Annotated in this window: 13 protein-coding genes; 9 read left to right on the forward strand and 4 right to left on the reverse strand. The window is 42.2% G+C overall.

What is annotated here, in order from left to right; all coding sequences use genetic code 11:
• Positions 1-2: 2 nt before the first annotated feature.
• Positions 3-1220, reverse strand: coding sequence for an S-adenosylmethionine:tRNA ribosyltransferase-isomerase (locus tag LO761_RS02455; RefSeq protein WP_272816731.1), 1218 nt, complete (start codon positions 1218-1220; stop codon positions 3-5).
• 71 nt (positions 1221-1291) lie between these two features.
• Between LO761_RS02455 and LO761_RS02460 the strand changes: the two genes are divergently transcribed.
• Positions 1292-2344: a DUF2027 domain-containing protein gene (locus LO761_RS02460; protein ID WP_272816732.1), complete on the forward strand. Its 1053-nt coding sequence runs from the start codon at positions 1292-1294 to the stop codon at positions 2342-2344.
• 4 nt (positions 2345-2348) lie between these two features.
• On the opposite strand, the gene LO761_RS02465 is transcribed toward LO761_RS02460, so the two are convergent.
• Positions 2349-3656: a sialidase family protein gene (locus LO761_RS02465; RefSeq protein ID WP_272816733.1), complete on the reverse strand. Its 1308-nt coding sequence runs from the start codon at positions 3654-3656 to the stop codon at positions 2349-2351.
• Between the two features lie 22 nt (positions 3657-3678).
• Positions 3679-3840 carry a hypothetical protein gene (locus tag LO761_RS02470; RefSeq protein WP_272816734.1) on the reverse strand — a complete coding sequence of 54 codons (162 nt, stop codon included), beginning with the start codon at positions 3838-3840 and terminating at the stop codon, positions 3679-3681.
• Positions 3841-4844: 1004 nt separating this feature from the next.
• Here LO761_RS02470 and LO761_RS02475 point away from each other — a divergent pair.
• The 8 genes from LO761_RS02475 (at position 4845) to LO761_RS02510 (ending at position 13018) form a co-directional block, all read left to right on the forward strand.
• Positions 4845-5423, forward strand: a complete 579-nt coding sequence (locus LO761_RS02475) for a cysteine hydrolase family protein (protein WP_272816735.1) — start codon at positions 4845-4847, stop codon at positions 5421-5423.
• A 6-nt stretch (positions 5424-5429) separates the two neighbouring features.
• Positions 5430-6410 (forward strand): GNAT family N-acetyltransferase, encoded by a 981-nt coding sequence (locus LO761_RS02480; RefSeq protein WP_272816736.1) that lies wholly within the window; start codon positions 5430-5432, stop codon positions 6408-6410.
• Positions 6411-6532: 122 nt separating this feature from the next.
• Positions 6533-6952, forward strand: coding sequence for a methylmalonyl-CoA epimerase (gene mce / locus LO761_RS02485; RefSeq protein WP_272816737.1), 420 nt, complete (start codon positions 6533-6535; stop codon positions 6950-6952).
• 9 nt (positions 6953-6961) lie between these two features.
• Positions 6962-8515 (forward strand): acyl-CoA carboxylase subunit beta, encoded by a 1554-nt coding sequence (locus LO761_RS02490; RefSeq protein WP_272816738.1) that lies wholly within the window; start codon positions 6962-6964, stop codon positions 8513-8515.
• A gap of 18 nt (positions 8516-8533) precedes the next feature.
• Complete coding sequence (locus LO761_RS02495; protein WP_272816739.1) at positions 8534-9463, forward strand: OadG family transporter subunit; 930 nt, start codon at positions 8534-8536, stop codon at positions 9461-9463.
• Between the two features lie 26 nt (positions 9464-9489).
• Positions 9490-9933 (forward strand): biotin/lipoyl-containing protein, encoded by a 444-nt coding sequence (locus tag LO761_RS02500; RefSeq protein ID WP_272816740.1) that lies wholly within the window; start codon positions 9490-9492, stop codon positions 9931-9933.
• A 2-nt stretch (positions 9934-9935) separates the two neighbouring features.
• Positions 9936-11096, forward strand: coding sequence for a sodium ion-translocating decarboxylase subunit beta (locus LO761_RS02505; protein ID WP_272816741.1), 1161 nt, complete (start codon positions 9936-9938; stop codon positions 11094-11096).
• Between the two features lie 485 nt (positions 11097-11581).
• Entirely contained in the window at positions 11582-13018 is a 1437-nt protein-coding gene (locus LO761_RS02510; RefSeq protein ID WP_272816742.1) for a metallophosphoesterase family protein, read from the forward strand.
• A 112-nt stretch (positions 13019-13130) separates the two neighbouring features.
• On the opposite strand, the gene LO761_RS02515 is transcribed toward LO761_RS02510, so the two are convergent.
• Complete coding sequence (locus tag LO761_RS02515; protein ID WP_272816743.1) at positions 13131-13937, reverse strand: N-acetylmuramoyl-L-alanine amidase family protein; 807 nt, start codon at positions 13935-13937, stop codon at positions 13131-13133.
• Between the last annotated feature and the right edge of the window lie 119 nt (positions 13938-14056).

Genomic DNA, 14056 nt, shown 5'->3' on the forward strand with positions numbered 1-14056 from the left:
GTTTACGGAATCAGTAACGAGCTATCCCCGTAACTCAGGAAACGGAACTCATGCGAAAGGGCAAAGTGATATATCTTTTGCCAATCGCCATGAACAAAGGCAGAGACCAACAACAACAGCGTGCTTTGCGGTTGATGGAAATTGGTCACCATCTTCTTTACCATACGATATTCGTATCCGGGAGCGATGATAATGCGAGTGCTGGCATGAAGGGCTTCCAACTGATGGCAGTCCATATAGTCGATGATAGATTGAATGGCTGCTTGTGTGCTCATCGTATGCGTGCCTTCATACGGTATCCACTGACTTACCTGCAAATCATCCTGCTCCGCTTCCGGATTACGGCTGACAATCTCTCCCAGATAATAAAGACTCTCTAATGTACGAACCGATGTAGTCCCTACGGCGATGGCTTTGCAGTTGTGCTTCAGCAACTTTTCAAAGGTGCTTCGTCGTACCGAGATCCACTCTGTATGCATCTCATGCCCTGCTATCTCTTCGCTCTTCACCGGTTTGAATGTTCCTGCTCCCACATGGAGTGTCAGCTCTTCCCGATCAATTCCTTTCTCGTCAAGTGCTTTCAATACACGGTCGGTGAAGTGCAAACCTGCCGTAGGAGCAGCCACCGATCCTTTTATCTTCGAATACACTGTCTGATATGTCACCTTATCATTCTCCACCGTCGCTCTGTTCAGATACGGAGGGATGGGCAACTCACCAAATACCTCAAGAATATCGGCAAAGGTCAGCTCGTTGTCTCCCCACCAGAAGTCTATCCGGTGCCCTGTTCCCCTGACCTCCTTCCGGATGGCTGTCAAGGTCACTTGTTTTCCTTTCACCTCAGCCTCTTGCCTGAGTGTTCCCCCTTTCCATTTCTTTAAATTACCTATCATGCACAGCCAACTGCACCCGCCTGTCTGCTGAAAGTTCATGGCATAGTCGACAGGCTCTAAAGGTTCCAGACAGAACACTTCAATCAATGCTCCGGTCTGCTTATGGAAGCGTAAACGGGCTTGAATCACTTTAGTATTGTTGAATACCATCAACTCCCTTGCGTCCAAATAATCAGGCAAATTATAAAAGACGTCCTCACTTACCTCTCCGTGTCTGTACAGAAGCAGTTTCGAATGGTCTCGTTCTGTTAACGGGAACTTGGCAATACGTTCATCCGGCAAATCGTAATTAAAATCGCTTATTTTAATATGTTTTGTATCTTCCATTATCTATTTTCACTATTTTGCATGCAAAAATACGTATCTTTGCGCAGAAATAAAAGTAAAAGAATAAGAAGATGAAAATAGGCGATAAAGTACGTTTTCTAAGTGAAACAGGAGGTGGAACCATTACAGGATTTAAAGATAAGAACACTGTACTGGTGGAGACGGATGAAGACGGGTTCGAGATACCGACAGATATACATGATTTAGTAGTGGTAAGCAGCGATAACTATCAGGTAAACCCTAAAACCAATGTACCTCACCCTACTGCTGAGAAGGGCAACAAAGAGCCGGAAAAAACTATCACATACCGTCAGGAACGGAAAGGAGGAGATGTTCTGAACATACTTCTCGCCTTTGTCCCCGAAGACATCAAGACGCTCACCGCGACCAACTTCGACGCATATCTGGTGAACGACAGCAATTATTCCATCGGTTACACCTACCTGTCGGGGGAAGGACAGAGTTGGAAACTCAGAAGTCGGGGTATTATAGAACCGAATACAAAGCTCTTCCTCGAGGATTTCTCTCTGATGGAACTGAACGAGCTGGAGCATGTGACCATCCAACTGATTGCTTTCAAGGACAATAAGGGATTCACACTGAAGCCTGTCGTCTCGGTGGAGCTGCGCATCGATACGGTGAAATTCTATAAGCTGCACTCTTTTACCGAGAGTATCTACTTTGAGGAGCCTTCGCTTATCTACGACATTGTAAAGGATGACACCCCTACCCGACAAATGGTGCTGAACGCAAACGACATAAAGAATGCCCTCTTACAGAAAAAGAACAACAACGAAGAACAACCTAACCGGAAACCGGAGCCCAAGATGGAAAAGAACAGCATTATAGAAATAGATTTGCATGCCCATGAACTGCTTGATACCATCGCAGGCATGAGCAACGGCGATATACTAAACTACCAATTAGATGTGTTCCGCCGAAAGATGGAGGAACTCAAGAACAAGAAAGGACAACGAGTTATATTTATCCACGGAAAGGGAGACGGAGTACTCAGGGCGGCCATTATCAAAGAGCTGAAGTACCGCTATAAGCAATGCTCCTTCCAAGATGCTTCATTCCGTGAATACGGATTCGGAGCCACCATGGTCACCATACACGGATAAGGCATCAATCGCCACCGAGTGAATACTTCCCTTCGGTAACGGCTTCCAAGGTAAACTCTTTGAACACGATGTTATAACCTTCGTTCGAGAGGTCTTCCTCGTACAAGAATCCGATATGACCATTCTGCATCGGTATCATGGTGGAGTAACAACTCGTGGTATGACTCACCTGTAAGGCTTTCATCCAACCGGACATCAATCCTTCGGGAGTATGATAATCGGCAGGTGATGCCAGCTCTTTATAAAAGAAGCCCACATCCTTACGCTCCGTTGAAAGCGGAATCGACTGTATGGCGATATACAATGCTTTCCCGTCGCTTCTCCGTACGGCTGGGAGCACTAAGATTTCTCCGTTGCAGGCGTTCACATGGTCGCCCGACATGTTCGGAGGTGTCACGCTTTTTCCCCACGTTCCCTCGGCTTTCAAAGCATCCGAGTAAGTGAACACATTGAACTGACGTCCACCGGTTTGATTACGGCACGACAACAGCACCGACCCGTCGGGAAGCTCTTCTACCTTCGACTCGTCGGCTGCATCCGAAGGAATCACCTCCGGACCACCCAGCACTTGCCAATGGTGTCCGAAATCGTCGGAGTAGATAACATAGGAGGCAAACTTATTCACCGATTCGGTACGCAGCGGATGAGCGATGTACAGACGGTAGTAATCACCTACCTTAATGGTACGGCTCTGCATGATACGTCCAGAAGTTAAGAAGATGCCTGCGGGCGACACTCCGCCGGGCAACTTACCGTCGTAAAGCCCGTAAATCTGCTGTGTCAAGTCGGTTCCCTTGTCCCAAGTCACTCCCTTGTCCCGGCTGTGGAAGAATACATTATGCTGAGGATTGCCGCGTACCGATTTAAAGTATCCCACTTTCCCTGAGGTAGTCTGAAGGAGCACCTCATCACCGGTACGGTCGGCCACCATAGCAGGGTCACCGAAAGCTGTCCGCCATTCCTCCGTAGCATGCTCGTCGCCACAGGCGGCAATCATCGGCTCACTCCAAGTACGGCCGTTATCGTAGCTCACTTTATAGATATTGTCTATCCGGTGCAGTCCGTTCCGATTGCTGTAACCCACATCGGTCTTACTAATACGGTAATCGCAGTCGGCTATCAGTTTACCATCGCGGGTCTGTACCAATGCCGGAATGCGGTATGGCACGTCACTCGTGCTATTGTCAAACACGATACGAGTCACTAAAGCGACATCGTTCCGACCAAGTGAATCAACTTTATCAGAAGCAGTAGATGGAAGCGTAAAAGCACAACAGATAGAACACAATACGGATAAAAAGAGGTATTTCATTTTTCATAATTATATATGATTCTTAATCGAGACAAATATATGGAATATCCATAAGAGATGCAAGTCGGATGTCAACTTTTTCGCTCTGCGCTAATATTCCCGTTCCGCTTTGCGTCTCTTGTTTACCTGTCAGATTCCCCGCCTCCGTATGGTTCAAGGCGGAGAAGATGAAGAGCAGTGCCATCAGAACTGTTAGCAATTGGTTAACTGAAGGACATAGCTCCTGAAGAAAACTTCCTGCTTAGATCAGCAGTTTTAAGCGACTGAAGGGCTCATCTTCTCCTCATACTTCTTTGTTAAATTTTCTTTGAAAACAATTTTAAGTCGTCGAATTTATCCTTTTAATAAGTGTTTTCTATCTCTTCATTATTAGGATAATGCATTTCGTGGCAGATAGGAGTCAATGCATCCATGATATGCAGATGATTATTTCCGTATTCCTCCTGTAGACTCAAATTCTTTAGAATCTCCGTCAGAAAAACAAAGCCTCTATATCTAACCCATTAAAGGACTCGTCGAGAATCAGAATATCTTTATCAGGAATAGCCTTTGCTTAAACTTAGGAATACAAGAGAGCACACTGAACAACGCGAACATCAGTTTTTTTCAAGATGATTCGCATTTATAGGCTATCAACAGAAAGGTTATATTGAATCTCTATTTAGATTGAAAAGGACTTTACAACATATTTAAACGGTGTTTCCTCTTTTTCGTCAGACGCATTGAATGTTTCATAAAGAGACCGGAATAAAGTGATACGGATGATCTTCCCAACTCATCCGCATGAATCAAGCAACTCATACGCATGAATCGAGCAACTCATCCGCATGAACCGAACAACTCATCCGCATGAACTTGTCAACTCATACGTATCACTTTCCATATACCTATGCAACGGAATAGCAGCTCATAATATTAGTTCAAAAAAAGTTGTGTATCCATCTGAAAAGTAGTGATTTGCCGCGCCTATTATTTTTTGATTTGTCAAACTCCTATTAAATTAAAATCCATTGAAAAGAATAATGATCTTCTTGTCTGAAAACAAATATTTTTTAATTAAATTTGTAACAACAAATAAAACGATATAATGTTATATCTACTTATATTAGCACAAAAATATAAGATTAAATTACTCGGTATTTTCAAGAATTAGAATTTAGTTTAAGTTTCATCCTATAAATTATAAATATGAACAAGAATACTTTAATAATAGTAGATTTTCAAGTCGACTTTTGTTCTAAAAAAGGTTCGCTTTATGTTCCAAGCGCAGAGAAAGCAATGACCCAAATTCTGAAGTTATTAAATTCGGAAAAAATTAATCGTGTTCTATTCACGGTCGACTGGCACCCCATTACTCACAGTTCTTTTAAAGAAAACGGAGGGATTTGGCCTGTTCATTGTGTTCAATACTCAACCGGTGCGTCTATTCCCAACCAACTGATAGAAGCATGCTACAAAAATAAGATTCCATACGAAGTTATCCGCAAAGGAACTGACCCTTCATACGAACAATACAGCGGTTTTATCAATTTGAAAGATAACGATAATTACGTTACTGTAACATCAAACAAAGAGAAGTTTCGCATATCAAAGAAAGAGAACCTGACAATCTGTGGGTTAGCAGGTGATTTCTGTGTTTATGAAAGCGTAAAAAGTCTTTGTCAATATCTACATCCTTCTATTTTCAAAAAGGGTATCGGGTACATCAGTGACACCGATAAACTTGACAATCTGATGAAAGAGCAAAATCTTGTTGAAATAAAATAATTCACTATGCCCATCCGATTGCTGACATATACCAAAGGAGCCAAGCTGCCCGACATACCGGGTAGTTCATTGTTTCAATCGGTGGAATTGTTCCATGTCTATGAAAATACTCCCGGATACACCCCCATTCTAATGGTGGCGTATGATGGCAATCGTCTTGTAGCAAAATTACTTGCAGTTATTCAAAGAGGCAATCGCTGGCTACCGGGACCTTGGACTAACCGATGCCAAGTGTATGAACCGGGAGAATATTTTGACGACCATATTGATAAAGCCCAACTATTCGGGATGATGCTCAATCACTTGACCAATTTGGTACTTCCCAATATTTTTATTATAGAGTTTCGAAACATTACAAAACCTTTGTTTGCCTATAAAGAATTTCGCAACAATCTTTACTTTCCTGTAAACTGGATGCGCGTATACAATTCGCTGCATAGTAAAGATCCCGAAGAACGACTGTATGCGTCTCGAAAAAGGCAAATCCAAAAAGGTTTTGCTAATGGCGCAACAGTAAAAACAGCCAACTCCATAGAAGAAGTAAAATCGTTTGTTGCCATGCTAAAACGCATCTACTCGTCTAAGATCTTAAAACATTTCCCCGATATAAACTTCTTCATTCAGCTGGTCAAACTCCATCCTGAGAAAGAGAATGCTCGCCTTTTTATTGTCTATCATAAAGAAAAAATCATTGGCGGCTCTCTATGCGCATTTTCAAACGGAACAGCTTACCTTTGGTTCTCGGGAGGAATGCGGAAGACACATAAAATACAATACCCGGGAGTATTGGCAGTATGGGCTGCCATCCATTATTCTTACAAACATAATTACCAACATTTTGAATTTATGAACGTAGGCGTGCCTTTCCGTCTGCACGGGTATCGTGAGTTTATTCTCCGCTTCGGAGGTAAGGAGCGCAGCACCCGTCGTTGGTTTCGTTTCCGCTGGAAATGGCTGAATAAACTTGCCACTTGGTTTTATCTGTAGCAGCAAACTGATTTACAATTTTTTTTGAATAAAATATTTCAGTTTATGCTTATTTTTAATTACTTTTGCACCAAAATTTGAAAAGTAAGCTTTAAGTTAACAAACAATTAAACATTTATATCATGAAAATTTCTCACATTGAACATCTTGGTATAGCTGTCCCAAGTATTAAGGAAGCATTACCGTATTTCGAAAACGTTTTAGGTTTGAAATGTTATAACATTGAGGAAGTAGCTGATCAGAAAGTTAAGACTGCTTTCTTAAAAGTTGGAGAAGTTAAGTTGGAACTGTTAGAGCCAACAAGCCCTGAGAGCACCATTGCAAAGTTTATAGAGAAAAATGGCGGTCGTGGTGGCATGCATCACTTGGCATTCTGTATTGAGGATGGTGTTGCTAATGCTTTGGCTGAAGCTGATAGTAAAGGTATCCACCTGATAGATAAGGCTCCTCGCAAAGGTGCTGAAGGCTTAAATATCGCTTTTCTTCATCCGAAATCAACTGCAAGCGTTTTAACTGAACTTTGTGAAAACCCAAATAAATAAAAATATAAAATGAATATCCAACAGGAAAGAATCAGCGAGCTCATTGAGCGTCGCGAAAAAGTGCGTAATGGCGGTGGAGAAAAAGGAATCGCTAAACAGCACGAAAAAGGCAAATACACAGCACGTGAACGCCTTGCTATGCTTCTTGATGAAGGTAGTTTTGAAGAAATGGACATGTTCGTTGAGCACCGCTGTACAAACTTCGACATGGAGAAAAAATATATCCCGGGTGATGCTGTTGTTACAGGTAGCGGTACAGTCAACGGACGTTTGGTTTATGTCTTTGCACAAGACTTTACCGTTTCCGCAGGATCTTTATCAGAGATGATGTCAAAGAAAATTTGCAAGGTCATGGATATGGCTATGCAGATGGGAGCACCTGTTATTGGATTGAATGATTCAGGTGGCGCACGTATTCAAGAAGGTATTAACGCATTAGCCGGTTACGGTGAAATTTTCGAGCGCAACATTCTCGCGTCCGGCGTTATTCCTCAAATCTCAGGCATCTTTGGTCCTTGCGCAGGCGGTGCTGTTTATTCTCCTGCTCTGACAGATTTCATTCTGATGATGGAAGGAACATCGAACATGTTCCTCACCGGCCCGAAAGTTGTAAAAACAGTCCTCGGCGAGGATATTACAGCAGAAGACCTTGGTGGCGCAAGCGTACATGCTTCTAAATCGGGCGTGACTCAATTTACTGCCGCTACCGAAGAAGACGCAATCACAACAATCAAACAGTTATTGAGCTATATTCCACAGAATAATATGGAAGAAGCTCCAAGAGTAGAGTGTAACGACCCTATCGACCGTACTGATGATTCTCTCAATGAGATTATTCCTGACAATCCCAATCAGGCTTACGACATGTACGAAGTTATCAAATCTGTTGTTGATAACGGCGAATTCTTTGAAATTCACAAGGCATTTGCTAAAAGCATTATCATTGGTTTCGCTCGCTTTAATGGTCAATCTGTAGGTATTGTAGCGAACCAACCTAAGTTCATGGCAGGTGTATTGGATAGTAACTCTTCTCGTAAGGCTGCCCGTTTCGTTCGCTTCTGCGATGCATTCAATATTCCATTGGTAACATTGGTTGATGTACCTGGATTCTTACCGGGATCCGGTCAGGAGCACAACGCTGTTATTGTTCATGGTGCTAAGTTACTTTATGCTTATGGTGAAGCTACTGTTCCAAAGGTAACAGTTACACTGCGTAAATCATACGGTGGTTCACATATCGTTATGAGTTGTAAGCAACTCCGTGGCGACTTGAACTACGCATGGCCATCTGCTGAGATTGCCGTTATGGGTGCTGCCGGAGCTGCCGGAGTTCTTTATGCTAAAGAAGCAAAAGAGCAAGCTGATCCTAAAGCATTTATTGCTGAAAAAGAAGCCGAGTATACGAAGTTATTCGCTAATCCTTATGCTGCTGCTAAGTATGGCTACATTGAAGACGTTATCGAACCGCGCAATACCCGTTTCCGTATTTGTAGAGGTCTGGCTCAGTTGTCAAATAAGAAACAGACTGTTCCTGCTAAGAAGCACGGAAATATTCCATTGTAATTTATAATATATATAATAATGAAGAAAACGACATTCGGAATATTTCTATCTGCATTGGTGTTGATCGGTTTGAGTTCTTGTAACCCGAAGCGTAATGACTCCAAGTTTCTGATCAATGAAGTCATGATGGACAATCAGACCAATTGCATCACACCTTATGGAGACCATACACCATGGATTGAAATATTTAATAAATCGTATAATACGGCTGACTTGGCTGGTAGCTCTATTAAAATGAGCAACACACCGGGCGATACCGTTTCTTATATTATCCCTAAGGGTGATATTCTGACTAAGGTTACTCAACGTAATCAGATTTTGTTCTATGCTGATGGAGATGCTAATCGTGGTACTTTCCATACAAATTTCACGCTTGATCCTGCAAAGGCTACTTGGATTGCTTTATATGATACTCGTATGCACTTGTTAGACCAAATAACTATTCCTGTTAATACCATCTCTACAGACCAATCATACGGCCGCCGCGATGACGGAACGGCTGATTGGGAAGTCAAAGGTGGCAATGACCCAACCAAATACGTTACTCCCGGCGCAAACAATCAGATTAAAGAGGCAAGTGCCAAAATGGATAAATTCGCTAAACAGGATAAATCCGGTTTAGGCATGGCTATTACTGCCATGAGCGTTGTGTTTTTTGCGTTGCTCCTTTTATACTTGAGTTTCCGTTCTGTTGGCAAGTACTTCTCTCACAGAGATGAAAAGAAAGTTGCTGCAGCCGTTGATCCTGTTTCTGAACAAGTAGCTGAAAAGCAAACTGCTAAAACTGCTGCGTCAGATGATGTTTACGCAGCTATTGCCATGGCGATCTATGAATACCAAGGTGGTATGCACGACGTGGAAAGTAACGTTATTACTATTATTGAGGATCACTCAGCATGGAATTCTAAGGCTGAAATGATGCGTCAAAAGCCTATAAGAAAATTTTAAGTCATCCATAATTAACGATTTAAACAATGAAAGAATTTAAATACAAAATCAATGGTACAGAATATAAAGTTGCCATTGGAGAAATTGACGAAAATAACGTCGCACATGTAGAGGTTAACGGTACCGCATACAATGTTGAGATGGAAAAGAAAGCTACTGCTCCTAAAGTAGTTACTCCGAAACCGGCCGTTGCTCCTGCTGCTCCTAAGGCCGCTGCCGCCGCTACTCCTAAAGCCGCAGCTCCTGCAGGTGGTAAAGGCTCTCCGGTTAAGACACCGCTTCCGGGCGTTATTCTTGAAATTAAGGTTAAAGAAGGCCAAGAAGTTAAGAAAGGACAACCTGTTGTTGTTCTTGAGGCAATGAAAATGGAAAATAACATCAATGCTGACCGCGACGGTGTGATTACTGCCATTCTCGTAAATAAAGGTGATTCAATTTTGGAAGGTGCTGACGTCGTAATGATAGGATAAATATGGGAGAATTTATTAATTTTATTGGAAATAATCTGGCCGACTTCTGGACATACACAGGTTTTGCAAATGCAACACTGGGGCATTTCATTATGATTGCCGTAGGTTGCTTCTTCATTTACCTGGCTGTTAAGCACGAATTCGAGCCGATGCTGCTGATCCCAATTGGTTTTGGTATGTTGGTTGGTAACATCCCATTCAATATGGACGCCGGACTTCAGTTGGGTGTATACGAGCAGAACTCTGTATTGAACACATTATATCAAGGTGTAACTTCGGGTTGGTATCCACCGCTCATATTCTTGGGCATTGGTGCTATGACCGACTTTTCTGCCTTGATCTCTAATCCTAAGTTAATGTTGGTAGGTGCTGCCGCTCAGTTCGGTATCTTCGGCGCATACATGTTAGCTCTCTTGTTGGGATTCAATCCTATGCAGGCCGGCGCAATCGGTATCATCGGTGGCGCAGACGGTCCTACAGCCATCTTCCTTTCTTCTAAGCTGGCTCCAAATTTAATGGGTGCTATTGCTGTAGCCGCTTATTCATATATGGCATTGGTTCCTGTAATCCAACCACCGGTAATGCGACTCCTTACAACTCATAATGAGCGTATAATCCGTATGAAACCGCCACGTTCGGTAACAAAGACAGAGAAAGTTCTCTTTCCTATCTTTGGTCTGTTGCTGACTTGTTTCTTTGTACCGTCAGGTCTGCCTTTGTTAGGTATGGTATTTTTCGGAAATCTTTTGAAAGAAAGCGGTGTAACACGTCGTTTGGCTAATACAGCAAGCGGTCCGTTAATTGATGTTATCACTATGTTGTTAGGTTTGACAGTAGGTGCCTCTACTCAAGCTTCTGAGTTCCTGACATTCGATTCTATTCTTATCTTTTTGTTAGGTGCATTATCATTCATCATCGCGACTGCTACAGGTATTATCTTTGTAAAGCTTTTCAACTTGATTTTGCCGAAAGACAAAAAATTGAACCCGTTAATTGGTAATGCCGGAGTATCTGCTGTTCCTGACTCCGCCCGCATCTCACAGAATGTAGGTTTGGAATACGACCCGACCAACTACTTGTTGATGCATGCCATGGGGCCGAATGTTGCAGGCGTTATTGGTTCTGCTACCGCAGCCGGTATATTACTTGGATTCTTAATCTGATTAAAGATTCTATATTGAAAAGGGGAACTCAAAAGGTTCCCTTTTTCTATTTGTCAAATAATGTAGTCATAACGTGAATTCAATATCGTCGAATAATTATATCGTTGATGATAAGCATCGTCATCATCGTAACAAACCCAACCGTATGAACGATGCTTAAATGGAAGAAAATGCACTGTCCCACACCGGGACAACGCTTAAACGGAAGAAAATGTACTGTCCCACATCGGGACAACACTTAAACGGAAGAAAATGTACTGTCCCACATCGGGACAACACTTAAACGGAAGAAAATGCATAAAAAACTCAGGTGACAGTGCTTTTTGGAAAGAAAAAGCAGAAAAACCTCGGGTGACAGCGCTTTTTGGAGAGAAAAAGCACTGTCGTCGCACGACGATAACACATTTAGGAAGAAAAAAGCACTATTACTTATCGTGATTTTTATATATTTGTAACCAAAATCAAACTAATAGCAATAAAAATCTATGGACCGAAGAAGTTTTATCAAATCATGTGCTTTCATAACCGGAGCATTAAGCATCGACCATCAACTATTGGCACAAATAGCCTCTCAGTTGGGACAACCGAGATTAAAAATTGGTATATTAAGTGACGTACACATTCGTCATGCCAATCAAACCGACACGTTAGAAAAAGCTTTTACTTATTTTCGAGATAACGGCGTCGATGGCGTGATGATTGCAGGCGACATGGCCGATTCCGGTTTGGAACGTCAATTGAAATGGATTTCGGAAACATGGTATCGCGTTTTCCCTAAAGACAAAGCTCCCGATGGACGTCATGTAGAAAAACTTTTCATCTATGGCAATCACGATATGGAAGGGCAACACTATGGAGATTTGGCCGATATCGTAGACAAAGATGGACGGGATGCGCTGCTTAAAAAGGAGTCGTTGGTGAACGACAAAGCCGGTTTTTGGAAGAAATACTTCAAGGAAAAGTTCCAACCAATCTATATTAAGGAGGTGAAAGGTTATAAATTTATTGGCGCTCATTGGGGCAATCAGCAACACATTGCAGGTATGCCTGAATTCCTCGAAGCGCATCGCTCAGAGTTAGAAGGAGAGAAACCTTTCTTCTACTTCCAACACCCCCACCCCAAAAACACCTGCTCCGGTCCATGGGCTTGGGGACAGGATAATGGTGAATCGACAAAGATACTCAGTACCTTCCCGAACTGTATTGCTTTCTCAGGTCATTCGCATACCATCCTCAATGACGAATACACTATTTGGCAAGGCAACTTTATCAGTGTTGGAACCTCGTCACTCAGTTATACGTACGCCAGAGGCGGTCGGGAAAACACCTATGTAGATGGTGATACTCAAAAAGTGCCCGCGCAAATGCAAGTTGTCAAGCAGTCGGATGGTAAACAAGGAATGCTCATGACAATCTACGACAACTATATCACCCTCTGCCGGCACGAGTTCGTATATGGAGAAAGTTTAGGTAAGGATTGGATCATACCATTGCCCCTAAACCGAAAAGAAAAAACACTATCATTCGATTATCGGGCTGCACACGCAACCGCTCCTGAATTTCCGGCCGGATCGGCTGTTCATATCACTCGGGCATCGGGTAAAGACCGCTATGGGAAAGAGCAAATGCAAACGACCGTGCATTTTCCTAATGTGTTAAGCCTCAACGCCAACCAGCGAGCATACGATTTTGAAATACAAGTCGAGATGCAAGATGAAGACACCAATAAAATCATGCTCACAAAGCGTGTGATGTCGCCCCATTTCTATTTGGGTGAGGGCAAAGACGATAACGAAGTTATTTGCGTGTTTGGCGAGGAAGAATTGCCGACTTATCGCTCCATTCGCTTTGCCGTCCGTCCCGTTGAATGCTTTGGCAAGAAAGGACAAGCTATCTATTCCGAATGGAATCAATATAAATGAATTCTATAGTATAAAACAAAGAAAGTGCCGGGAAGTATTCTATCTTAGGCCCGGCCTTTCTCTGTTTTAATCAAAAAGATAAGTAATATAACGAACCTATGTAAAAAGCAAATTATTTTTGAGTTTTATAATCAGACACAATACCCTCGGCAATCCATTTAGCCAAAGCCTGACGGTTATTAGCTAACACTAAACGTTTCTGATCCTGATGATTCTGTATATTTCCCAGTTCCATAAAAACAGCCACCGGATTGGCATGCCTTAATACATATAAATCGCGCTCATTAACCGTTCCGCTAAATCCACGTCCCGGCTGATGCTGTTTGTATTTTTCTTCAAATTTATTGCGAATCTTTTGTGCCAACTGTTTTCCTTTCACACTGCCGGACGCATGATAGAAAAAGACATCAATCTGTTTTCCACGGCTGCGACTGTCGACATGAATAAACACGGCACGCTTATATTTACTCTTATCCGAACGGTTTAATTCATTAATTTTATCACAACGTTGCTGTAAACGAACTTTCTGATTCAAAGGAATAGGATCACCCATACATGTCTCTCGTTTACTGCTCGGAAGAATTTTAGCATTCCGGATTCCATCCTTTTTATCTTGAATAATGAAATACACTTTCGCTCCACGTTGTAAAAGTTCTCTTCCCAAACGTAAAATAATGTCGTAAGCATATTCATCCTCATGAACCTGACGACCGGCATAAATTCCCATCGCGCCCGGATCAAGTCCGCCATGCCCGCTCACCAAATAAAAAGTCGCTCTATTCAATTCATCGGAAATAATAGTATATGTCGATTGGTTCTTTCCAAATAAAGGTTCTTTCCCCGTTTTCGCTTTCTTCTGAGCAGATATAGAACATACTATTGTAATAAGAGATATAAAGAGTAAAAAAAGTTTCTTCATTATTTCCAAATCACATTATTGGTTTGAGTAACAAAGATAGATAAAATCCTCATAAAATGGCGGTACTTTACAAAATGTTTAGTAATTTTGTCTCCAAACTGAGAAAAAGTTTCTGCAAT

The organism is Phocaeicola oris (assembly GCF_021295095.1).
In the GTDB taxonomy this organism is placed as follows: Bacteria; Bacteroidota; Bacteroidia; order Bacteroidales; family Bacteroidaceae; genus Phocaeicola; species Phocaeicola oris.